The sequence below is a fragment of the uncultured Kriegella sp. genome (assembly GCF_963975415.1).
Classification (GTDB): domain Bacteria; phylum Bacteroidota; class Bacteroidia; order Flavobacteriales; family Flavobacteriaceae; genus Kriegella.
Genome location: NZ_CAXBGN010000001.1, coordinates 215,235 through 238,988, shown reverse-complemented (window position 1 = coordinate 238,988; position 23,754 = coordinate 215,235). Strand labels below are relative to the sequence as shown.

Genomic DNA, 23,754 nt, shown 5'->3' with positions numbered 1-23,754 from the left:
ATATAACTTCTTTTACTATGTTTAATCTTCATATGGCCACGATTGCCATTATCGTAGCCAATGTGCTCGTTTCCCTGAAAGGTTTCAACGACCCCACCTTTTTTGAACGTTATAAGTTTGGTATCAGTCCCATAAATGCCGGACAAAAAGAGCGCATGCTTACTTCCGGATTTCTACATGTTGATGTAGCTCATTTGTTCTTTAACATGTTTACGCTTTATTTTTTTGCCGATGTGGTTATTAGTTGGTTCGGGCCCGGAAAATTTATAGCTATATATTTTGTCAGTTTATTGGCAGGAAGTCTTTTGGCCCTTTTCTTTCATAAGAATGAACCGTATTATAGCGCGGTAGGTGCCAGCGGTGCGGTTACTGGTATTTTATATGCGGCCATTCTATTACAACCTGGTATGGATCTCATGCTCTTTTTTATTCCCATTCCCATTCCCGCATATATTGTAGGCATCGGGTATTTAATGTATTCTATCTACGGAATGAAAAGTAGAATGGGTAATATTGGGCATACGGCTCACTTCGGCGGTGCTATTGGGGGCTATTTGGTTACCCTGCTTTTTAAACCAGATTTACTGTTAACGGAAACTTTGATGGTCGTTCTTTTGGCTATCCCCATTTTCATTTTGATTGTTATGGAAAAAATGGGGAAAATTTAGCGTTCAATACAGCGGACTTTAATATCGCTTTAACGAGATATCGTTCAGACACACCAATTTACCTGTGTTTTATCGAAGAAAATAGGTTTAATATATACGTTGTTCCTAATTTTGCCGTTACGTTAGAACCCAAATCTAACTAGTAAACCTACTTATTATGAAAAAAAGAGTTTTTATAGCTTCGGCTATTTTAGGACTTGTAGCGTCATGTAGTGACGAAACAACAGTTTTTAGTGATCCACAGGATGATGTTCAAATAGAGAGCAACGAACAAGTGCTTCTAAATAGTATTGTCTACGACAATGCAGGTGTTCTCGATATTTTTGAAGATGATAAATCCACTACAGGAAAAGCAGGTAAAACAACGGATGAAGAGCAGGCGGGTGATTACCCATTGACTCTTGTCGCGCAAGTTGACCCTCCTTCTTATTCAGGAGCCACGAACCTTACGGCGTCACATGTTCATGTTGATGGCGATTATGCCTATGTCTCTTATAATACCGTTGAAGATGGTTATGCCGGGGGTATAGATATTATCAACGTCAGTGATCCCAATAACCCAAGAGTTACTTCGCGTTTGCACTATCGTAATGCCGATATAAACGCGATCAAATATGAAAACGGTTATGTTTATGCCGTTGGTGGGGTAGATGCCGAAAAATCGGTTACGGCCACCTCAAACTCTTTTGTTGCGCGTATTGTTGCTTCAAATGGTCGATTGGATATCGATGCAGGTATAACCTATGGTTTTCAAGAAGGATATAACGCTACGGATGTAGAAACAACTTCCAATACTGTAGTAGTAACTAGTGGAAAAGAAGGTTACTTAACCTCATATTCCAAAAATAATATTGAGATACAAAGTGAGGTTCCTTTTTCCGATTTACGTGCAGTAGCCATCAATAATGGAACTATAGCCGTATTGGATGCCAGTAAAGGGGTTAGTATATTAAATGATGGTTTTCAAACTATTAAAGAAATTGCGATAGACTCTGATTTTGGTGATAATACCAAACGAACATTGGCATTTTCAGGAGATAACATTGTTGTTTCCGAAGGTTCAAAAGGTGCTGGAATTTATAATGTTTCCACAGGTTCCTTAATCGAATATGTGCCCATATTAATTAATCCCGATGGAGTAGATAGCGGTGATATTGTTACCAATGCCGTGGTTACCAATGAAGATGTGTTGCTTATGGCCAATGGTGGTGCAGGTCTTTGCTTATCTGAAGATCAGGGAGATAATACTGATTTGGTCGGAATTATCGAATTGGAAGGGTCTATCAATTATGTGGAATCAAAAGGTGATTATATTTTTGCCGCTTCGGGTAAAAGTGGTCTGCAAATTGTTAAATTGAATAGACCAGACGAAAGCTTGGCCAATAGATGTGCTTCATTGTCAATTTACTCTGGAAGCTCAAGTTTAAAGGTGGATGAAGGGGAAACAAAAGAATATAGAGGTGCCAAAAGATTCAGTAAAATAGAAGATGATGGTTCTCTATTGTTGTGTGGATCATGGACGGTTAGTAACAATGTCGAAATCGGCGATAATGGCTTGTTCGAAATGAACGGAACGCTTGTAGTCGGCCGGAACAATAAAAGGAAGAGTATCGTTGTTGGCAAAGACGCTACCTTTCGTGTAGAAGGCAATTTGTCACTTTATGGTGATTTAACTTTAGAGGAAGGGGCAACAATCGAATTTATCGGTGATGCTTCAGTTGTGAATATATTTGGAGAGGTGAACAAAGCTGATGGCGCAGAGGTTTCAGGTAATTTTGTCGATATTCAGAACAAGTTCTAATCACCTCAAATAACAAAAAAAGGCCCCAGAAATCTGTACAGATTTCTGGGGCCTTTTCGTTACAATTTTTCTACAAAGGTATTTATTGTAGCAGCTCGGCAACTTTTTGCTCTAAGGCCGGTCCCCGAAGGTTTTTGGCAACTATAACACCGTTTTCGTCCAATAGAAAAGCAGCTGGTATCGCATCTACATTATATAATTTAGCTATGGCGTCGTCAAAATAGGCAATATTGGAAACATGGTTCCATGTTAAACCGTCATCTTCAATGGCCTTTTTCCAATCTTCGGCTTTTTTATCCAAAGAAACCCCAATAATGTTCAGCCCTTTTTCATGATATTTTTTGTAAACCTTTACAATGTTTGGGTTTTCTGCCCGGCACGGTTTGCACCATGCAGCCCAGAAATCGACCAAGGTTATCTTGCCCAATGCATCATTTAGGGCCAATTCTTCTCCACTTGGGGTGGGGGCTGAGAAATTAGGGGCTTTGGCACCGACCGCCGTGTTTTTTGCATTTTCATCTTTCGCCTTTAAAGCTTCCAGATTCTTAAATATGTCTTTGGCAATGGTGGTTTCCTTAATCTCCGGGGAAAGCCCATCATAAAGTTCTTGTATTTTTTCCGTAGCTACCATTCTTGAAGCCATGGCCCGATCAATCAATAAAACTGAGATCAATCCGGTTGGGTTGTCCTTGATATAATCCAGTTCAAAATTCTTGTATTCCTCTTGAAGCTCCATCATCTCGTCCCGTAAAGAATTTATCAGTACCGTGTCCTTTTTCATAGCAGCGCTCTGAAGGTCGCCTTGAACACTTTGAGCTCGCTGTGAGATCGCCAAAGATTCTTCCATGTAATCTGAAAAAAGTTCGTTTTGTGGGGTTCCCTCAAGTTTTGCAAGACCTAAACTGTCTTTTTGGGCACTAAGCTGAATTTCCCCATCTTCGATTATAACCACCATGTTGCCTGGCAGCTTGTCTACAAAAACATACTGTAGTTCAGGAGCTCCTGCCTCTCCGGTAAAAGTGAATTTCCCGTTTTGTACCAAAGCTGTGTCAACATCGACCAATTGTCTTTCCTCTCCCATTTTTCGAAGGAAGACTTTGGTGTCGTTTTCAAGATCGCCGGTCAAAGTTCCTGCTATGGTGAACCCATCTTTTTTATCACTACAGCTAACTATGGCTATTAATGCACAAAAGGAAATAAAAACTTTTTTCATCAAATTATTTTTTTTAGATCTGCAAATGTAGTTATATAAAGGCACATAAAAAAAGCCCTTAACATTTACATGTAGCGGACTTTTAGTAAAAATTGTACTTCTTGATTTTCTAAAATTGGTATCGTATACCTAGTGCAATATCAAAATCGAAACTATCTGAAAACCCATCATAACCTAAAACTCCAATTTCTGGTCTAAAGTCTAAGGAGAGTAATAGGGGGAAATCGAAGTTGTATTCAATACCAATATCCCCGGCAGCAAATATGAATAAACCTCCATCGGGAGTGTCATTGGGTCGCTGCGCAAAATCAACGCTGCCCAGACCGCCCCCAGCTCCGTAATACCAGTTAAAGCCTTGGTCGATGTTGTGTACCCATTGATGTAAGGCCGCTAGTTTGAAAGCGTCGTAATTCCGACTGTCTCTCCAGCCTAAGTCAAACTCTAAACGGGTATATCTGCTCAATGATTTTTGATACGAAATTTCGGCTCCAAAGCCATCACTGTCACCCAACCGGAGACCTAGGGCATGATCTGATATTTCTTGCGCACTGGCAGAAATCGAAATAAGGCAAAGAGCAAAAGCAAACAGTTTAAAAATTTTCATAAGTGTTGTATTTCTATTTTCAAATTAAAAAAATGGTACACTAAGGCACCTTGATAAAACAATAAAAACTTAATTTAGCCGTCAAAATTGTTTCGACTTGCTTAAAAATTTACTAAATCGTTTGGCTGAAAGGTTTGAGGGAGAACTGCAAACCGATGCCCTGACCACTACACTTTATGCTACGGATGCATCCGTTTATCGCAAAATGCCAACAGCTGTTGCGTTTCCGAGGAGTAATGCAGATATTAAGTTGTTAATCGAATTTGCCACTGAGCATAAAATAGGTCTTGTTCCGAGAACGGCAGGTACCTCATTGGCAGGACAATGCGTAGGAGATGGAATTATTGTAGATGTTTCACGTCATTTTACTAAAGTTCTGGGTTTTGATGAAGAACGCAGACAGGTAACTGTTCAACCCGGGGTAATCAGGGATGAATTGAATTTGTACTTGGAACCCTACGGACTCTTTTTTGGGCCCAATACATCAACTTCGAACCGCTGCATGATAGGGGGCATGGTTGGGAATAATTCTTCAGGGACCACTTCGATTCAGTATGGCGTAACAAGAGACAAAGTTGTTTCTTTGAAAACCATACTTTCTGATGGAAGTGAGGCTGAGTTCAAAGCGGTATCCCCTGACGAATTTAAAATGAAATCTTCCTTGGATTCATTTGAATCATCAATTTATAACAATATAGGTAAAGAGTTAAGTAACAATGAGATAAAAAAAGGAATTTTAAGTGAATTTCCTAAACCTGAGATTCATCGCAGAAATACAGGCTATGCGGTTGATGAACTTTTAAATAATCGCATTTTCGGGGAGGTTCAAGAAGATTTTAATTTCTGCAAACTTTTGGCTGGAAGCGAGGGCACACTTGCTTTTACCACCGAAATCACTTTGCAGTTGACAGAAGTTCCACCCAAGCTTTCAGCAATGGTGGTTACCCATTATAAAACGTTGGAAGATTGTTTGGTCGATGTAATCCCCGTCATGCGACATAATCTTCATACCTGCGAGATGATGGATCGAGTCATCCTCGATTGCACAAAAAATAACAGGGAACAGTTAAAGAACCGGTTTTTTGTAGATGGTGATCCCGCTGCGTTGTTATTGTTAGAGGTCAAGGCAGATACTGAAGCCGATTTGCAAAGACAATTGGGTGAATTGGAAGTCACTATTCGAAAATCAGGGTTGAGCTATGCTCACCCTGTTCTGAAGGGTGGTGAGGTAAATCAAGCGATAGAGCTGAGAAAGGCCGGGCTTGGGCTTTTAGGTAATATGGTAGGTGACCGTAAGGCAGTGGCTTGTATCGAAGATACCGCCGTCGCCCTTGAAGATTTGAAACCATTTATAGAAGAGTTCAGTGCGATTATGAAGGGCTATGACCAAAACGCCGTTTACTATGCACATGCCGGGGCCGGGGAGTTACATTTACGACCCATTCTTAATTTAAAAAAAGCTGAGGATGTTTCCCTTTTTAGGGATATTACTACCGATGTAGCAAAGTTGACCAAAAAATATAGAGGTTCCTTTAGCGGGGAACATGGGGATGGTATCGTACGCGCCGAGTTTATTCCTTTGATGATAGGTGACCAGAACTATGAATTATTGCGACGGATAAAATCGTATTTCGACCCGAACAATATTTTTAATCCTGGAAAGATCGTAGACGCATTCCCTATGGATGAGTCGCTTCGATATGAGGTTGACCGTGAAGAACCTGAAATTACGACTTTACTGAATTTTTCTGATAGCGAGGGTATTTTGAAGTCTGCCGAGAAATGTAATGGTAGTGGTGATTGTCGAAAAACCGAAAAAACGAGTGGGGCCATGTGTCCGAGCTTTCATGCTACTAGAAACGAACAGCATACCACACGTGGAAGAGCCAATGCACTACGTGAATTTTTGACCCAATCTGATAAGCCGAACAAGTTTGATCATAAAGAATTGAAAGAGGTATTCGATCTTTGCTTGAGTTGTAAGGCCTGTGCTTCCGAATGTCCAAGTAATGTAGACGTAGCTACATTAAAGGCTGAATTTCTATATCAGTATCAAGAGACCAATGGTTACCCATTGCGAAATAAATTGTTTGCCCATAACACAAAGCTCAATCGTTTAGGGAGTAAAATGGCAGGTGTCACAAATGCAATTTACGATTCGTCCGTTTTGGGCGGATTGCTGAAGAAATCAGCAGGGGTAGCACCTGAACGAAGCCTCCCAAAAGTTTCAAGTTTTAATTTCAATGATTACTTACAATCATTTAAAAATAAAAATGTTAGTGAAAAAAGAAAAGTTGTTCTTTATATTGATGAATTCACCAACTATCTTGATATTGAATTAGGGAAAGATGCGATTGAAGTACTGACGAAATTGGGATACGAAGTAGAGCTTTTTTATGCGGAAAGTGGCCGTACTTACCTCTCAAAAGGATTTTTAAAACAAGCCAAGAAATTGGCGTTGGAAAACATAAGGGAATTAAAAAAGTTTGCTGATAGAAAAGTACCGGTCGTTGGTTTGGAGCCTTCGGCTATTTTGACTTTCAGGGATGAATATAAAAGACTTTCCGACGATACAGACGCCACGAATGCCATTGCCTTGAACGCGTTCTTAATTGAAGAGTTTCTTGCTATCGAAATACAAAAAGGGGAAATAACCGCAGCGTCTTTTACCAAAGAAGCCCGTCAGGTTAAAATACACAATCATTGTCATCAAAAGGCATTGAGCAACCAAAAAGTAACTTTTGATGTATTGAATCTTCCCGAGAATTATTCGGTTACGATTATAGCTTCAGGATGTTGCGGAATGGCAGGTTCCTTTGGTTATGAAAAGGAACATTACGAGGTGAGTATGCAAGTTGGAGAGCTCAAATTATTTCCCGCAATACGAAAATCTTTAGATGATATTATCATTGCTGCGAACGGAACGAGTTGTAGACATCAAATTTATGACGGTACCAAAAGAAAAGCTTTGCATCCGATAACGGTTTTAAAAAATGCATTAATCGATTGACTCCTTGTCCCTGCTTTTTTTCTCCAGTGGGGAAGATATCGAGGCAATCAACTCATTGATGTCCATTTCCTTTAGCTCTTCGTCTACAAAAAAAGGTAGAAGCTTGTCTTGGTTGTACCGGTAGATTTTCCAGCGTTTAAAGGAATATTCCAAAGCGGTCAAGCTCTCTAGCCAATCGCCGGAATTTAAATAAGTGCAACTTCCTTTTTTCATGGTGTGAATCTCCTTTTTGGGCCGGTGTATGTGTCCACAAACCACGTAATCATACCCATGTTCAATCGCCATACGAACCCCTGATTCCTCAAAATCAATTGCATATTTTTCAGCACGCTGACCACTGGTTTCTATTTTTCGAGATAGGGAATAGCGCTCTTTTCCTAGTTTTAAAAGCATCCAGTTGGTCCATTTATTCAACAGAATCAGAAGATGGTACCCATAGCTGCCTAACTTCGCCAGCCATTTGGCATTTTGGATCGGTAAGTCAAAAATATCTCCATGAAAGAACCAAGCCTTTTTTCCATGTAGCGATAATACCAACTTATCGACCACGTGTAGATTACCCATAGAAGTACCACTGAATTTTCGAAGCAATTCGTCATGATTACCGGTAATATAAAATACCTCGGTACCCTTAGAAGCCATGCTGATTATCTTTCGCAAGACTTTCATATGGGAAGCTGGGAAGTACCGTTTCGAGAATTGCCAAACATCGACTATATCTCCGTTCAGTACGAGCTTCTTCGGATTGATACTACTCAAATAGGAAAGTAGCTCATCTGCATGGCATCCTAAAGTACCTAGATGAACATCGGACACGACTGCTATATCTATTTTTCTTTTTTTCACCGGGTTGTTTACTACAAATTAAACCATTGATAATAAGAATGGTGTGAAGTTTAAATAAACAAAATGTTAAGTGATATTAAATTTGGGTTAAGTCTATATCGTTGGAAACCATAATTAAAAATTACGGGTTTTGGTTTTGGGGATTTTAAAAATTACCTTTGGGCTCTTTAATAATAAGCAGAACCGAACATGGCCGGAAATACATTTGGAAACCTTTTTAAATTGACCACTTTTGGAGAATCTCACGGCAAAGCCATCGGTGGGGTATTAGATGGCTGCCCTGCAGGCCTTGAATTTGATTTTGAAGCGGTTCAAATAGATTTAAATCGAAGAAAACCCGGTCAATCGGCCATTGTTACACAGCGGAAGGAACCCGATACCGTAGAGTTTTACTCCGGAATCTTTGAAGGTAAGACCACAGGTACGCCAATTGGTTTTGCCATTCATAATACCAATCAAAAATCAAAAGATTATTCGCACATTAAAGACTCTTATCGTCCTTCCCATGCCGATTACGTCTATGATAAAAAATATGGTTTTCGTGACTATCGCGGTGGTGGACGCAGTTCTGCACGTGAAACGGCCAGTCGAGTAGTGGGTGGGGCTATTGCAAAACAATTTTTACAAGGTATAGATATAAATGCTTTTGTCTCTCAAGTGGGGGAGCTGCGGTTGGAAAAATCATATCAAGAATTGGATTTTTCATTAATTGAGTCAAATCCTGTGCGTTGTCCAGATGCAGAGATGGCACAAAAAATGGAAGCGTATATTAAAACTATCAAAAAAGAGGGTGATACCGTTGGTGGTGTTATTACTTGTGTCGCCAAAAATGTACCCATCGGTTTGGGAGAGCCGGTTTTTGATAAACTACACGCTGATTTGGGAAAAGCCATGTTATCGATCAATGCCGTGAAAGGTTTTGAGTACGGTAGTGGCTTTGAAGGCGTGAAAATGAAGGGCAGTGCACATAATGACCAATTTAACACCGATGGAACCACGAGAACAAATCATAGTGGAGGTATTCAAGGAGGAGTCAGTAACGGAATGGATATTTACTTCAACGTAGCCTTCAAGCCTGTTGCCACCGTAATTCAACCTTATGAAACCATTGACAAGGAAGGAAATAAGGTAATGACCCAGGGTAAAGGGAGACATGATCCATGTGTAGTTCCAAGAGCTGTGCCTATTGTAGAGGCGATGACAGCTCTAGTTCTGGCCGATTTTATGCTTCTTGGTCGGGGTTCTAGGTTATAACGCATTTTTTAAGGGTAATGGTTGTAATTTGGTATATTGATCCAATAACGCAAAAAAACAATTTATGAAGAAAATGGAGCTGCATTGGAAAATTTTGATTGGAATGATTCTGGGTATTTTGTTCGGGTTCGGCATGAACCAGCTCAGTTGGGGCGAACAATTCGTCTCAGATTGGATTCAACCCTTGGGAACCATCTTCGTCAAATTACTCAAATTAATTGCTATTCCCCTTATTTTAGCCTCTTTGGTAAAAGGGATCTCTGATTTGAAGGATATTTCCAAATTCAGGAATATTGGGGTGCGGACCATAGTCATTTATATCTGTACAACAATCGTAGCAATTACGATCGGTCTTGTTTTGGTCAATATATTACAGCCGGGGGAGGGAATTTCTGAAGAAACCATCGCCAAGCTAACCGAAACCTACTCAAATGATAGTGGGGTTACCTCGAAACTGGAGGAAGCATCGAAACAAAAGGATAGTGGCCCCTTGCATTTTTTGGAGGATATGGTGCCCGATAACGCAATTTTCGCCTTAAGCAACAATAGCTTGATGCTGCAGGTGATTTTCTTCACCATTTTCTTGGGTATTTCTATGCTCTTGATAGGGGAAGAGCGAGCCAAACCCCTAAAACATTTTTTTGACTCCCTCAACGATGTGGTGCTCAAGATGGTCGATTTGATCATGTTGTCGGCCCCGGTGGCCGTATTTGCGCTGTTGGCAAGTGTTGTAGCTTCGTCTAGTGACCCCGAGTTATTAGTTGCGCTTTTGAAATACGCCGGAGTAGTAGTTTTAGGGTTGTTCTTGATGATTGCTTTCTATTCTTTGGTAGTCGCCTCTTTTACCAAATATAATCCTATCACTTTTCTGAGCAAAATTAGTCCGGCGCAATTGCTGGCTTTTTCGACAAGTTCAAGTGCGGCAACACTCCCAGTAACTATGGAGCGGGTCGAAGAGCATATCGGGGTAGACAAGGAAGTGTCAAGTTTTGTGCTCCCGGTCGGGGCTACGATAAATATGGATGGTACAAGCCTCTACCAAGGAGTTGCAGCCGTATTTATAGCACAAGCTTTGGGGTTCGAACTTACCTTATCTAGTCAGTTGACTATAGTGCTTACGGCGTTACTCGCCTCAATTGGTTCTGCGGCAGTTCCCGGTGCCGGAATGGTCATGCTGGTCATCGTTTTGGAGGCTATTGGTTTCCCCCCTGATAAATTGGCCATAGGGTTGGCTCTTATTTTTGCCGTAGACCGTCCTTTAGATATGTGCCGCACAGTAGTAAACGTTACTGGCGATGCTACCGTGGCAATGATGGTGGCCAAATCAGTCGGTAAAATGGGAAAACCGAAGGTCCAAAACTGGGATGACCATTTAGATGAAATTAAATCAAAAGGTTCTTGATTTATTACGTCTCATAACAATTTAAACACTCATCTTTCCACAACGAACAATCTGCCTTTAAGTGAAATAGAACTCACTAGGTCATTCTTTTCACTATTTTAGAGTATCTTTAGGTAACATATGTGGGGTATTGTTCTCTTAGTGGTGTTCTTCCTCTTTGTGGCAATGAATGTCGCCACATATTTTCTACAAGAACGTTTTATTTTCAAACCTGAAAAGTTACCGGAAGATTTCGAGTTCAAATATGCCAACCAAGTTTTTGATGAATATAATATAGAAATTGATGAAGGGGTCAATTTAAATGGGGTCCATTTCAAGGTAAGGGAACCCAAAGGCATCGTTTTTTATCTTAAGGGTAATTCCCGAAGTTTAAAAGGGTGGGGGAAATTTGCCATTGATTTTACCCGTTTAGGTTTTGATGTGGTAATGGTAGATTACCGGGGCTTTGGAAAAAGTACAGGTGTTAGAACGGAAGAAGGTATCAAAAGAGATTTGCAATATGCGTATGACGCACTAAAAAAGCAGGTTGATGAAAAATATATAATTTTGTATGGGAGGTCGTTAGGTTCTGGCTTTGCCACAAAATTGGCATCGACGAATAACCCGCGGATGTTGATATTAGATGCCCCATATTATAGCGTGAGCCATATTGCGAAGCGCTACTTACCTATGATGCCGATGTCGCTCGTACTTCGTTTTCCTATAAAAACTTATAAATGGATCCAGTATGTAGAATGTCCGATAAAAATTATTCATGGCACCAACGATAAACTTATTCCTTTTAAGACCAGTATAAAACTATCTAAGATAAAACCTGAAATTACCCGATTGTATCCTGTTATAGGAGGCGGACATAACAATTTACACACCTATCCACAGTTTCACAGGTTTTTGGAGGAGATATTATTTGCGAAGTTGCCCAAAACAATCGACCCTGAGAATAGCAGCCTTAGTTTTAGAAGAAAAAAAACTAAAAATGCAAAAACTTAAAGTTGTACGCTTAGGTTTTATAACGCTACTAATTGCTTTAACAGGTATGTTATATTTTTTTCAAGAAAGACTGCTTTTTAGAAGTGTTAGACTTCCTCAAGATTATGCATATCAATTCACGACCTCCTATGAGGAACTATTTTTGACCGCTACAGATGGAGCCGTTCTGAACGGATTACATTTTAAGCAGCCCAAACCAAAGGGTGTTATATTGTACTGTCATGGCAATGCCGGTGCTTTGGATGTCTGGGGCAAATGGGCACAAGAGTTATCGAACAGATACAATTACGACGTTGTGGTGTGGGATTATAGAGGTTATGGGAAAAGCATTGGGAAAAGACGGCAAGCACTTATGCTTGCTGATGGCGTTCTATTTTACGATTACTGTAAAGGTCACTTTAAGGAAAAGAATATTATTGTTTTTGGGCGGTCGTTAGGCGGATTTTTCGCTACGCATTTGGCTGTTGCCAGACAACCTCATAAATTGATTCTGGAATCGACCCCTACAAGTGTTCTAGATGTTGCCCATGAGCAATATCCGCTACTTCCAACTAAACTATTGCTAAAGTTTCCGTTTCAGAACCATAGAAATATCGAACTAATCAAAAATTCATCAACCTATATTATACATGGTAAGGAAGATGATCTGGTGCCTTATGAACATCAGAATACACTTTATAGGTTATCGGCCGCAAAATTCAAAAAAGCATTTTCCATCGAACAGGCAAACCACAATAACCTTGCTGAGTTCGAAAGCTATTTTCAGGCTTTGGATGAAATTTTCGAGAAATAAGTGGACTTATAGAAATTTAGCCTTTAATTCAGGGGTGGGAATCATACACTGATCTTTTTTACCATACCACCGATAGCGATTTTTGGCTACAAAATCGTATACGATATTTCTTATGCTGGCAGGAATCCATTTAAAGACGGTAAGTGCCAACCAAGCCCCTCCGATTTCCCCACATATTTCCAAGGCCGCATCTGATTTGGTATAATAAGCGACGCCCGGGTCGATAAGTATAATGGAATCAACCTCTGAAGTATCGATGTTTCGCTCAGCCAATAACGATTGGCCCACTTCACTTTGTAAAGCTGCATAGCGAAAGACGTCTTTTTTGTCACGCTTGATGACAAACTGAACGGAACTGTTGCAGAGGTTGCAGACCCCGTCAAAAAGAATTATTTTTTTAGTTGTTTCCACATGACAAAGATAAACGATGTCAAACTTAAACTTAAATGATTTACAGGGTATTTAAAAAACTGTTTAAATCAGTTTTCTTGTCCAAGGCCAATTTCTTCTTTAATCGGTATTTCGATTTTAAAATGCTATCGGGCATTACATTGAACATGGCCGCGATTTCTTTGGTGGAAAGATTCATGCGGAGAAAGGCCGCCAACCTAATTTCTTTTTCGGTAATATCAGCGTAAACAGTCTTTAATTTTTGATCAAAGTCATTATGGACCTCCGCGAAATAAGTTTTAAATACTTCCCAGTCTTTGTCTTCGGCGTTCTGCTTTTTTAAAAGCATAACGATACGTCTGAACTCTATTTTGAATTTTTCCGGAGAATTTTTTAAGTTTTCCAAGTTCTCCTGTAACTCTTGAATGAAGGTGTTTTTCTGTACCAAATGTAAAGTTTGGCTGGCCAGTTCCTTCTTTTTATGTTCAATTTGCTGTTTGTAGATTTCTTCTTGCTTCTCACGCGCTACTTTGTTCCTTTTTATGCGTTGGCGAAACCCGAAGAACAGCAACCCGGAAACGGCTAGAAATGAAAACATGCCGCCTGCATAGAGGCTTTTGGTCAATTTGTCGACCTTCGCTTTTTCATTCAAGGTATTTATTTCTTCTTCCTGAAGCGCTAGGGAAGCTTCTTTTTTTTCGGTTTCATAAATGGTCTGCAACTCATTTAATTTCGTTGCCTTTTCGATGTTGTAGATACTGTCGTTTAATTGCTTGAATTCTTCTTGGTAATACAATGCTTTTTCTAGATTGTTACTGCTTTTATAAATTTTTGAAAGACTTTCATAACCACGATTTACATTGTCGAGAATTTCGGCATCCTTAGCTATCTGAATTCCTAGAAGGGTATTTTGTAATGCGGTATCAAAATTATTAAGTTCATAATCTACTTTTCCCAAATCGATTAAGTTTGACGATTCGCCCATTTTTGTTCCAATTGAGCGAGATAGTTCCAAGGCTCTAAGAAAATAGGTTTTAGCCGTTTGGTTGTCACCAATTTTTAGAAATATATGGCCATAATCATTCAGCGCTATTCCTTCCGATGAGGGGGCTTTGATGGCTACTGCAATTTGAGCGGCCTGGTTAATATAGTGTTCGGCGCTGTCTCTTTGCATTGGCTTTAGGTTCCTGAACAAAATACCAAGTTTTCTGTAGGCGATTGACTTATAATACATGTCATTGGTGCTCTCAAATAAGGTTATGCACTGTCTATAGTAGTTCTCTGCGTCATCAAAATTGCCCATACTCTCATAGTTGTCGGCAATCTTAATTAAAGCATCGCCATATCGAGCCGAATCATTGTGTTTCTTGAATATTTTAGAAGCCTCAATGGCATTTTTTAAGGATAAAAGATATTGTCCTTTTTCAAGGTAGATGCCGGAAACCTGGTCATAAACACTACCTAGGCGAAGGGTGTCATGTATTTCGATAAATTTATTTTCAGCCAATTTATTATAGTGAAAAGCACTGTCGTAAAGCCCCTGTCCTTGATGGTTGATTCCAATGTTAAATAGCATCGAACCCATCATTCTTTGGCTATTGTGTTTTTCATATATTTTCAATGCCCTTAAATATTCTCTATTAGAAGCAGAATAGTCTGATAGGTATGAATAAGCAATTCCCAACCTTTGATGTCCTGTCGATATTCCGGTGTCATACTTCAATGTATTTGAGAGTTCAATCATTTCCTTCGCATATTTTATGGCACTGTCTACATCACTATTAATCGTGGAGCGCCATAAATCAATCAAAATATAGACGGAATTGGTGTCTTTTTTGGCGCTCTTGAATACTGAAAGTAGACTATCAATCTTTTTTTGATCCGACCCGTATTGGGCAAACCCGATATGTGAACAAAGTATAAAAATTAGCAGAAGTAGTAATGTCTTTAGTTTCATACTGGTTTCTTGATTTAGAATTCTAAGGTAACGAATATATCATTTCAGCTAGTACCATAGTCCGCACCCTAAAAATATTTTGTCCATAGAAAGTCCATCCAATTTGCTTTTGGAATGAAATGTATAAAGTATGTAAACTACTGTATCTGTTAGGTTTAATGTGTTTTTGGTTATTTCCTGGATATAACTTTGTCCATGTTTATTCAGAGGAAAAATACAGTGCCATGTCCATACTTTGTCCATACCTAAAATTAGGGGAGGGAGTGTTTCACGCTTAGTTTTGAAGTGTTGAATCCTAAAAACTTAAAGTCATGAAAGCATTTTCCAAAAAAATCAAAATTATTACAAAGTTCATTTTTACTTTCGCAATGGTAGCAAATTTGTCCTGTAGCAAGGATGACGATGGCCCAATTGATAAAGGCCAGAGCAATGATTTCAATGCCCAAGTGGCACAGCTTCAATTTTTTGATCAGCCCGATGAATTGAAAAGCCCTGAAGAAGTTAGTGAATCAGATCCAGAACGAGACACTGAAGACGAATCATTGGAATGCTATGTTAAAACATTTAAAGCAGCACCGGGATATGATGAAATGCTTTCCTTAGACCCTTCGACGGATGTTATTTTTCCAGGAGCCCTGTTGAAGGGGGAATCAATACCAACAGGAGAGTATATTCCCATAACCACGAATAGGGCGCCCATAACCTTATCCGCTTCATTAACGAATATCAGTGGAAGTCCCGTTGTAGAAATTATAGATCCCAAGCTTTCAACCGTGAGGGAAGGCATCAAAACTATTCTTGACCAAGAAGTTACCGGAGCTACAGGGGCACGGTTAAATTTTGAAGTGACCCAAGTATATTCTGAAGAGCATCTTAGTATTGCTTTAGGTGTTAATTATAGAACTGCGGGGCAGAGCGTTTCAAGTTCATTCAACTTTGACCAATCTACTTACAAGAACAAATTCGTATTAAAGTATTTACAAACCTATTATACGATAGATATGGACCCGCCTAGTGACCCCAGTGATTTGTTTAGTGCTTTACCAGATTTAAGTTCCTTAGGATCTACCAGTCCGGTGTATGTAGCATCTGTAGCCTATGGCAGAATGGTGTTATATACCATTGAGACCAATGCCAGTCAAACCGATATTGAAGCCGCCTTTAGTGCGTCATTTTCATCTGTTGATGGAGAAATAGATTCTGAATATTCTAAAACCATAAATGAATCCAGCATCAAGGCCCTAATTATTGGTGGTTCGGGTGGCGATGCGGCAGAAGCCATTAATGGTCCGGCCGACGTATATAAATTTATTGCGGATGGAGGTAACTACTCCAAGGACTCTCCCGGGGCACCATTGGCCTATAAACTGCGATTTATAAAAAAGGGTACTCCCGTGGCGCGTGTGGTATTGACCTCTGAATATCCTATAAGAACGTGTGATTTGGCTTACCCTAGATTTAAGATAAGCATAAATAGTCTTCGGATTGCGGAGACACCTGGTGGCTTAGAGGGTTCTCATTTAGAAATATTCGGAAATGTCACCGGAAAAGTCAATACGGGGTCTAACAAAGAAGTGAAGTGGAGTCGTAGCAAATCCAACAATATACGTTTTACAGGGCTTCATCACATTAATCAAAGTATCGAATTTGAATTATATCGTCCAAACTATGACGATGATTACATTGAACTTTCAGGCAGTCTCACAGATGAAGACACTTCTTATGACGATTTCTTGGGAGCGAGATCAAAAAGAGTTTTGTTGAAAGATTTAAAATCTACTCCTACGGGAGTTCAATTGAAGTTTGATGAGCAACCCCAACACGATGTACGAGCCAATTTTAGTGTTCAGCGCATAAGATAGGTCTCAATTATCTCAAGCGGTTTAGCCGGCATTCAAAGTTGTGATTCAACAGCTTGGGTGTCGGCTTTTATATTTTGTAAGGGTGGAGCAGGTATGCTAAAAAGAAATTAAATCGTATACGATTAGATATAATGAATTTCAAATCAGATAAATAAATTATTTTTTCTTTGCTTGTACCAACTCTAACTGATCAACGCTTACATTGGTGGTGAAAATACCGTAATTCACGATTGCCTTATTCTTTTCAATGGAATCGATACTACCGACGGCCTTACCATCGTGCATTCTTACGCGGTCACCCACTTTAAAAACAGGTTTGGGCTTGTTTTTTTCCTTAATAACAGCCTTTTTCTTTTCGACTTTCTTCCGTTCGCGAATAACCTTGACCTCTTTTTGTACTTCCTGTTGCACCTGTGCTTTTTTTACCCGTTCCGCTTTGGCTTGGGTGGCCGATTTTTTCTTTCGCTTGCTGTTTTCCGTCTCTACAATACGCAGTAATTCAGAAACCAAAGGCCGTTTCTTTTTATCATGAAAATACTTGTCTGCCGCCGTATTTACTTTGTTGCCTAATTGGATCATCCGTTGGTCATGGTCGTACAGCTCTTGATAATTTTCCAATTTTGATTTGACCTTCGCATTCAATTTTTCCAATCGCATGGCCTCCTCACGAGCTTTGGACTCTTCTTCCTGTAAACGTGAACCGGTCTGAGCCATTTTGCTACGTTCTTTCTGCAACTTGGCAATAGTGGCATCAAAACGTACTTTTCCACGTTCTATTTTTTTCTTGGCTTTGTTGATCAAGCTGTAGGGGATACCATTTTTTAGTGCCACCTCAAAGGTGAACGAACTTCCTGCTTCTCCCAGAACCAACTGAAAAGTAGGCTCCAAAGTTTTTCCATCAAATAACATATTGGCATTTGTAGTATGGGGTAGTTCATCGGCCAAGGCCTTTAAATTGGCATAGTGCGTAGTAATCACGCCGTAAGCCTTTCGTTCATAAAAAACCTCTAAAAAGGCTTCGGCCAAGGCGCCCCCAAGTTCAGGGTCACTACCTGTACCGAACTCATCGATTAAAAAAAGAGTGTTCTTATCGCATTTGCGTAAAAACCGGTTCATATTCTTCAAACGATAGCTATAGGTGCTTAAATGGTTTTCGATAGATTGGTTGTCGCCAATATCTGTTAGCACCGTGTTGAACAAGCACATGGTACTGCGTTCGTGTACGGGCACCAATAAACCACTTTGTAGCATAACTTGAAGGAGACCAATAGTTTTTAAGGTAATACTTTTACCTCCGGCATTCGGTCCTGAAATAACGATAATGCGGTTTTCAGGATGAAGTATAATGCTCTGGGGAAACGTTTTTTCACGTTTTCGCTTGTTACTCATATACAACAACGGATGATAGGCATCACGTAAATGCAATTCATGTTCGGCATTAATCGTAGGCATTAGAGCGTTCATCTCCGATGCGTACTTGGCTTTGGCCGCCGTAACATCCATATGTGCTAAAAAATCTTGATAATCGGATAGGAGGGGGGCAAAGGGGCGAATTTGGGCGGTCAAAGCATTTAGAATTCGCTGGACTTCTTCCTTTTCGTCAAATTCCAAGTTGTTGAGCTCTCTACTGTATTTGAGCGTAGCCTCCGGTTCAATATAGACGATGCTTCCGGTTTTTGAGGTGCCCATCACTGATCCTTTTATTTTTTTGCGGTACATAGCCTTTACTGCTAAAACGCGACGGTTTTCAACCACCGATTCTCGAATCTCATCTAAATAATCGGAACCTTGGTATGTGTGCAGGGCGGAGGCGAAACTTTGCCCGATTTTACCCTTTACCTGGTGCATTTGCTGCCGAATCGTTCTCAAGTGTTCGGAAGCATTATCCTTGATTTCCCCAAAACGGTCAATGACTGCATTGATTTGCTTCGGAATTTCGGCATTTGATTCAATTTCCTCCGATTTAGCGAACAATAGCGGGAAATACTCTCTAAATTTTTTAAAGAACTTTTTATGCTCGTTCGTTGTAATACAAATGGAACCAATACGCCGAAAACCACTAATTTCTAATGTGGTATTTTCAATTCGCAATAATTTTAAATCAGAGTTAATGCTATCAAAACCATGGTTCGGAATATGGTTGTCACTAATTAGTGATGATAAATATTCAGAGGTCTGCCCGAGAATATCTAAAAGCATTTCCTTGTCCCGTTGTGGTGCAATAGACAGCGCCCTTTCTTTGCCTAACGCTGTACTGCATCGGTCCGATAGTTGTTGAAGTACCGTTGGAAATTCGAGGTCTTGAAGTGTTTTTGGTGCAATTTTAGCCATTGATCAATTAAATCGATGGCAAAGGTAGGGATTAGGTGTGAATTGGTAAGACGCCTATGCCAATTGTTCTAACGGCAAGGCAATTTCTTTGACTTCAACCATTAGTTTATTTGCTACTTCTTTGTGACCAACAGCGTTAAGACATATTTGGTCGGGTACATCCGTTCCCCTTACAAATTTATAGTTGCTTTCGTCATCGTACTTGCCAAAAATATCGATATACGTACCGCCCATAGATGTAATAAATTGGGACATCCTTGTATTTAATCTTTTACAAATCAAGTTTTCGATATAGGAATTTGGTCTAGAGGTTACCCCCAGGTACACTACCGGTATTCCTTCTTTAGCGCAGTACTCATCGATATCGACCAAAAGATTTTCATATTTACGTTCTACTTTCTTGTGATTGTTTTTGGTCATCCCCAATACCAACAGCAATGGTCTGATCAGATTTCTACTAATTAATCGTAATGACCTTAGAAGAACTTTGTAAAACCCTGTTTCTTTAGATTTTAAATGTAATTTTATCTTTCTGTACCATCCGAAGAGCTTCTGATAAAGGTTTTGTCTTCCTTTTTTGTTTACCGGGGTTATGTCGCCATCATCTGCTACTTTTGGCGCCTTTTTTTTATAACTGGTATTGCTAAGATAATCGTGCGACCGTACTTGAAAAACCATGAGGTCTACAGCGTTTAAACCACAAAATTCTTTAACCTTTGGAAAACAATCTATCAAGTCTCGATAGGTAATGATGGGGAAATCTATATTAATCCCGTATGCTACGAAGATTTCCTTTTTCATACGCCAATGATATACATCATCTTGAACAATGTTCTTTTTGGCCCTATCTTGAACGGCCATACAACCACTGACTAATACTATCTTCTTTGTATTCATTATGAATGGTTTGAAATCAGAATCTTTTGGGCCATTAATATTTCGTGTGGACTCATTAAATATCCCTTATCATCCACACAAAAGCTTTTATCGGCATCTTTGGCGACCAATTTAGCCAAAATATAGTTTGCATATGCAATTGGATCCTTTTCAATCGGGGGGAAACTTGTAACGTAGGGCTTAGTTGGTGAATATTGATTACACAATTCGGTCTGTTTATGCGTTAGGGTCATTTGGCCATAGTTTCCGGTGCACATAAAATTCAATTGGTTTAGCGTAAAGTTGAATAGTTCATCATCCTTTAGAAATAGACATGGTGAATTGATAAAGGTAAGGTTAGAACCGTTCATATGATCAAGTATATTGGTAACCCATTTCCAATAGGTTACTTCACTATGGTGTATAAAAGGAAATATATCGCTGTCGATGTTATAATCCGCGTGGCCGAAAATCACATATTTAAGTTCAGGGACAGCCGGTTCAATTATTTCTTTTAGTGAAGAAACACCCTTTCTTGTCTCGGCAAAAATACCAATATTATTAAATTTTATGTTGTTGTGATGCAATATAAAAAGCACTTGTTCGATCTCAAGTCTGTTTTCGACCTTGGGTATCAAGATGGTTTCCCATTGTACTTCTTTGAGGTCCTTGAGAAGAGTGATGTCTTGCTCAAACTCCTTTGAATTAAAACTATTGATTCGAATGCCGATACGGTGGTTTTGGTAGATTCCTTCGGTTGACTTTAATAACGCTCTTAAAATATCCCGATATTTCTGTTTTAAGTCATGATTTCTTGTTTCACTACTCAGGTCCTGAATACTGTCTTCAACGTCAAAAATAAAAACAGCCCTATTTTTTGAAATTTTATTAAAATACGATGTAAACCCCTTGCTGAAATATTTGATAAAGTGTAAAACCTCCATATTTAAAGAGTAATTTGGTTAAAATTGGCTACTAAAACATCGAAAAATAGCCAATGAAAGCAACAACTTCCTACAAAATGAGCCATGGAGCCCATATTTTCGACCTATGACCTGTGTGAAGTGGAAATTCGAACAATAATTTGTCCACTTCGGAAGTTTTAATACCTCCAACTTCAGCATATAACCTACTTTGAATTAGAAAAACACCCCATGAAAAAACGAAACCTATTTCCAATCCTTTTTGGCACAGCAATCATTCTGTCATCTTGTAGTGCTACGAATACCTTGACTATGGGCGCCTTGGAACCGGCTGCGGTTCCTATTCCCTCTGGGGTTCATAGTGCCGCAATTATTAACCGTAGTGTGCCTTCGGAAAATAACAGCGTGCTAGATAAAATTGATAAGATTGTCTCGGCTGAAGGGTTAAACCTAGATGCTAAAGGTGCAGAAGCGACCATTGCGGCACTACATACCGAACTTGAACGTGATACCCGTTTCGAAGCGGTAAAAGTATTGGAGAATGGAGCCGATGTTCGAAAAGGGCTCGGTGTGTGGCCGGCCACCTTGTCATGGGAAACGATAGACATGCTCTGCGAACACAACAACGTAGACCTTATTTTTTCATTGGCCTTTTATGATACCGATACAAAGGTTGACTATTCAATGACGACCATGCAACTTCCCAATGCATTAGGGGTCAAAGTATCGGTACCGGCACATGAAGTGAAGTTAAACACCCAAATAAAAAAAGGATGGCGCATCTATGATGCGAAAAATAGAAGAATCTTAGACGAGTTCACCTTTCGGGAAGGGATTCATTCCGCCGGTAAAGGCATTAACCCTGTAAAGGCTCTCGAGGCTATTGCCAACCGTAATGAAACGGTCGTACAATACAGCAAAAACATGGGAAGTGCCTACGGCTTACGCTTACAACCCCAAAAGCGAAGGATTTCAAGAAATTATTTTGTGCGTGGTAGTGATAAGTTCGTTATGGCCAAGCGTAGAGCACAAACTGGTGATTGGGACGGTGCTGCCAAACTCTGGGAGATGGAACTCACTAACAGCAAACCCAAGATTGCTGGAAGGGCCTGTTATAATATGGCCATCATTAACGAAATCAATGGCAATCTGCCCGAAGCGATAGACTGGGCGTCAAAATCGTATGCCGATTATGAAAATAAGGATGCCTTACGCTATTTGAATATTCTTAAATATCGTTTTGCCCAAAATGAGGTTCTAGAGCAACAACAGGCTTCGCGGTAACAATTTTTCGGATTTCGGCTTAGAATGACTATTGGGGATTTTTATTATTTCTTTTGATTGGTGGGAACAAATAAAACAGCTATACAGTTTGAGCGATTGGGCAGAAATTTTAAGTGTTGCTAATATTACCAAACAAATTGTCTTGTAGTCTACGGAACGGTTTTTTTGGCAACTTCCAATAACTCCAATTTATTATTTAAATCATCCCATCTCAAGTTAGTGGCAATTATTTTGCCATTGGGATCTACCAAATAGGTTGTAGGATATAGATTAATATTGTACCCGTTCATAATCGTTGATGGGTTTTCTTCATGAATGTTGGGCCATGTCACATTTTCATCAGCTAAAAAATCCTTTAAATCGATGTTACCTGCTACATCCGCTATTCCTATAATGGCAATTTCCTTTTCACTGAATTTGTCATATACTGCCCTAATTTTAGTAAACTCCATGATGCATGGAGGACATGCCGTGCTCCAGAAATCAAGAAAAACATATTTGCCCCTATGCTCTTTGAGTGAAATTTTTGTATTATTCAGAATGTTTATTCCACTAACCTCCGGGGCGAACATACCTACTTGATTTGATACAGGAATTATTTTACTCTCTTGATCCGTATAGCTAATTGTTAATTTTATCTTATCAAGATTTTGTGATAATGGGGTATACTGAACATAATTGCCGTCTATTTCTAGATATTGAGAAGGGTTAATTTTGAACTTTTGGTCGAGTATGTTGAAATATGGTCGGTCTTTAACAAAAAAAATGGATGGATTAAAAGTCATAGATTCCGCTACTATGAGATAATCATTTTTACCTAAAGTAACTTTGCCATATCGATATTGGGGAAACCTGAAAGATAGGGAAATGTTTTTACCGTTGCCACTTTTGGTAATCATAACAAGTTGCGTATCCTTTTTTATGGTTTCTCCGTCATAATATTCAATATCAACCGATTCAGAGTTCGCAACTATATCATCTTCTTTCATTACATTATCAAGCAGCACTCTCGGCGTATCATCCGAATAATCATTGTTATTGTTTGCATCAACAATATAGACAACAGTACTGTCAGCTGCATAACCGGCAACTACAGAAATGGTGCTTTTGATTTTCTTATCTGATAAGCGTATGGTGTCCTTTAGTTTTCTTCTATTGCCCTTGGCTTTCTTAAGGAAAAATTCTTTGCTGTAAATTCCTTGTTTATAGTTTTGATAAAAAAACTGAAAATCGTTTAACACAAAGAGGTACTCTTTCATATCTATCAAAGAGTCAGGTAAACTCTTCATTTTAGGATACCCTTTCAGTTCTTCTTCACCTATTAAGTCTCTGGAAGCTATTCCTAAGCTAGTATGCCCATTAGGCCCAATACCTTTTACGACTTTGTCAAGTTCTATGACTTTTGAAGATATTTTATAAGAGTTAAATTCGATACTTTTTTGATTTATATCGGGATCATTGCCCACAACCTGAGTATAACATTGAACTGCTATTAAAACAAGCAGAACCAGTAACAGTAATTTTTTATTGTAAACTCCGTTTCAATAAAT

18 protein-coding genes are annotated in these 23,754 nt (G+C 39.4%); 9 read left to right on the top strand and 9 right to left on the bottom strand.

Annotated features, from left to right (window positions below; genetic code table 11):
* Positions 1–17: 17 nt before the first annotated feature.
* Together AACZ88_RS01020 and AACZ88_RS01015 are read left to right on the top strand one after the other, a co-directional pair.
* On the top strand, positions 18–668 hold the full coding sequence (locus AACZ88_RS01020; protein WP_339704884.1) for a rhomboid family intramembrane serine protease: 651 nt from the start codon (positions 18–20) through the stop codon (positions 666–668).
* A 157-nt stretch (positions 669–825) separates the two neighbouring features.
* Positions 826–2,469: a hypothetical protein gene (locus AACZ88_RS01015; protein ID WP_339704881.1), complete on the top strand. Its 1,644-nt coding sequence runs from the start codon at positions 826–828 to the stop codon at positions 2,467–2,469.
* Positions 2,470–2,551: 82 nt separating this feature from the next.
* Here AACZ88_RS01015 and AACZ88_RS01010 read toward each other — a convergent pair whose 3' ends face one another.
* Both AACZ88_RS01010 and AACZ88_RS01005 read right to left on the bottom strand, forming a co-directional pair.
* Positions 2,552–3,682: a TlpA disulfide reductase family protein gene (locus AACZ88_RS01010; protein ID WP_339704878.1), complete on the bottom strand. Its 1,131-nt coding sequence runs from the start codon at positions 3,680–3,682 to the stop codon at positions 2,552–2,554.
* A gap of 109 nt (positions 3,683–3,791) precedes the next feature.
* Positions 3,792–4,286, bottom strand: a complete 495-nt coding sequence (locus AACZ88_RS01005) for a hypothetical protein (protein ID WP_339704875.1) — start codon at positions 4,284–4,286, stop codon at positions 3,792–3,794.
* Between the two features lie 97 nt (positions 4,287–4,383).
* Between AACZ88_RS01005 and AACZ88_RS01000 the strand changes: the two genes are divergently transcribed.
* Positions 4,384–7,296 (top strand): FAD-linked oxidase C-terminal domain-containing protein, encoded by a 2,913-nt coding sequence (locus AACZ88_RS01000; protein WP_339704872.1) that lies wholly within the window; start codon positions 4,384–4,386, stop codon positions 7,294–7,296.
* On the opposite strand, the gene AACZ88_RS00995 is transcribed toward AACZ88_RS01000, so the two are convergent.
* Positions 7,285–8,142, bottom strand: coding sequence for a UDP-2,3-diacylglucosamine diphosphatase (locus AACZ88_RS00995; RefSeq protein WP_339704869.1), 858 nt, complete (start codon positions 8,140–8,142; stop codon positions 7,285–7,287). The two genes, AACZ88_RS01000 and AACZ88_RS00995, sit on opposite strands and share 12 nt — an antisense overlap.
* A gap of 189 nt (positions 8,143–8,331) precedes the next feature.
* Here AACZ88_RS00995 and aroC point away from each other — a divergent pair, with 189 nt between their 5' ends.
* From aroC to AACZ88_RS00975, 4 genes are all read left to right on the top strand, one after another.
* The gene (gene aroC, locus AACZ88_RS00990; protein WP_339704866.1) at positions 8,332–9,396 is read left to right on the top strand and encodes a chorismate synthase; all 1,065 of its coding nucleotides are present in this window, start codon (positions 8,332–8,334) and stop codon (positions 9,394–9,396) included.
* 64 nt (positions 9,397–9,460) lie between these two features.
* The gene (locus AACZ88_RS00985) at positions 9,461–10,798 is read left to right on the top strand and encodes a dicarboxylate/amino acid:cation symporter (RefSeq protein ID WP_339704863.1); all 1,338 of its coding nucleotides are present in this window, start codon (positions 9,461–9,463) and stop codon (positions 10,796–10,798) included.
* Between the two features lie 120 nt (positions 10,799–10,918).
* Complete coding sequence (locus tag AACZ88_RS00980; RefSeq protein ID WP_339704860.1) at positions 10,919–11,788, top strand: alpha/beta hydrolase; 870 nt, start codon at positions 10,919–10,921, stop codon at positions 11,786–11,788.
* Positions 11,775–12,581: an alpha/beta hydrolase gene (locus AACZ88_RS00975; RefSeq protein WP_339704857.1), complete on the top strand. Its 807-nt coding sequence runs from the start codon at positions 11,775–11,777 to the stop codon at positions 12,579–12,581. Before AACZ88_RS00980 ends, AACZ88_RS00975 begins: the two co-directional genes overlap by 14 nt.
* A 6-nt stretch (positions 12,582–12,587) precedes the next feature.
* Here the strand turns inward: AACZ88_RS00975 and AACZ88_RS00970 are convergent, their stop codons facing one another.
* Both AACZ88_RS00970 and AACZ88_RS00965 read right to left on the bottom strand, forming a co-directional pair.
* Positions 12,588–12,992: a thiol-disulfide oxidoreductase DCC family protein gene (locus tag AACZ88_RS00970; protein WP_339704854.1), complete on the bottom strand. Its 405-nt coding sequence runs from the start codon at positions 12,990–12,992 to the stop codon at positions 12,588–12,590.
* A 40-nt stretch (positions 12,993–13,032) separates the two neighbouring features.
* Entirely contained in the window at positions 13,033–14,928 is a 1,896-nt protein-coding gene (locus tag AACZ88_RS00965) for a tetratricopeptide repeat protein (RefSeq protein ID WP_339704851.1), read from the bottom strand.
* Between the two features lie 311 nt (positions 14,929–15,239).
* Here AACZ88_RS00965 and AACZ88_RS00960 point away from each other — a divergent pair, with 311 nt between their 5' ends.
* A complete protein-coding gene (locus AACZ88_RS00960) occupies positions 15,240–16,790 on the top strand; it encodes a thiol-activated cytolysin family protein (RefSeq protein WP_339704848.1) in 1,551 nt (516 codons plus the stop codon).
* A 156-nt stretch (positions 16,791–16,946) separates the two neighbouring features.
* Here AACZ88_RS00960 and AACZ88_RS00955 read toward each other — a convergent pair whose 3' ends face one another.
* The 3 genes from AACZ88_RS00955 to AACZ88_RS00945 are packed head-to-tail and all read right to left on the bottom strand — an operon-like array spanning position 16,947 to position 20,941.
* A complete protein-coding gene (locus AACZ88_RS00955; protein ID WP_339704845.1) occupies positions 16,947–19,121 on the bottom strand; it encodes a DNA mismatch repair protein MutS in 2,175 nt (724 codons plus the stop codon).
* Positions 19,122–19,175: 54 nt separating this feature from the next.
* On the bottom strand, positions 19,176–20,018 hold the full coding sequence (locus AACZ88_RS00950; RefSeq protein ID WP_339704842.1) for a hypothetical protein: 843 nt from the start codon (positions 20,016–20,018) through the stop codon (positions 19,176–19,178).
* Positions 20,018–20,941: an aldolase/citrate lyase family protein gene (locus tag AACZ88_RS00945; protein ID WP_339704839.1), complete on the bottom strand. Its 924-nt coding sequence runs from the start codon at positions 20,939–20,941 to the stop codon at positions 20,018–20,020. Before AACZ88_RS00945 ends, AACZ88_RS00950 begins: the two co-directional genes overlap by 1 nt.
* A gap of 210 nt (positions 20,942–21,151) precedes the next feature.
* Here AACZ88_RS00945 and AACZ88_RS00940 point away from each other — a divergent pair, with 210 nt between their 5' ends.
* A complete protein-coding gene (locus AACZ88_RS00940; protein ID WP_339704836.1) occupies positions 21,152–22,204 on the top strand; it encodes a DUF6340 family protein in 1,053 nt (350 codons plus the stop codon).
* A gap of 149 nt (positions 22,205–22,353) precedes the next feature.
* Here AACZ88_RS00940 and AACZ88_RS00935 read toward each other — a convergent pair whose 3' ends face one another.
* The gene (locus tag AACZ88_RS00935) at positions 22,354–23,670 is read right to left on the bottom strand and encodes a TlpA disulfide reductase family protein (protein ID WP_339704833.1); all 1,317 of its coding nucleotides are present in this window, start codon (positions 23,668–23,670) and stop codon (positions 22,354–22,356) included.
* Positions 23,671–23,754: the final 84 nt, after the last annotated feature.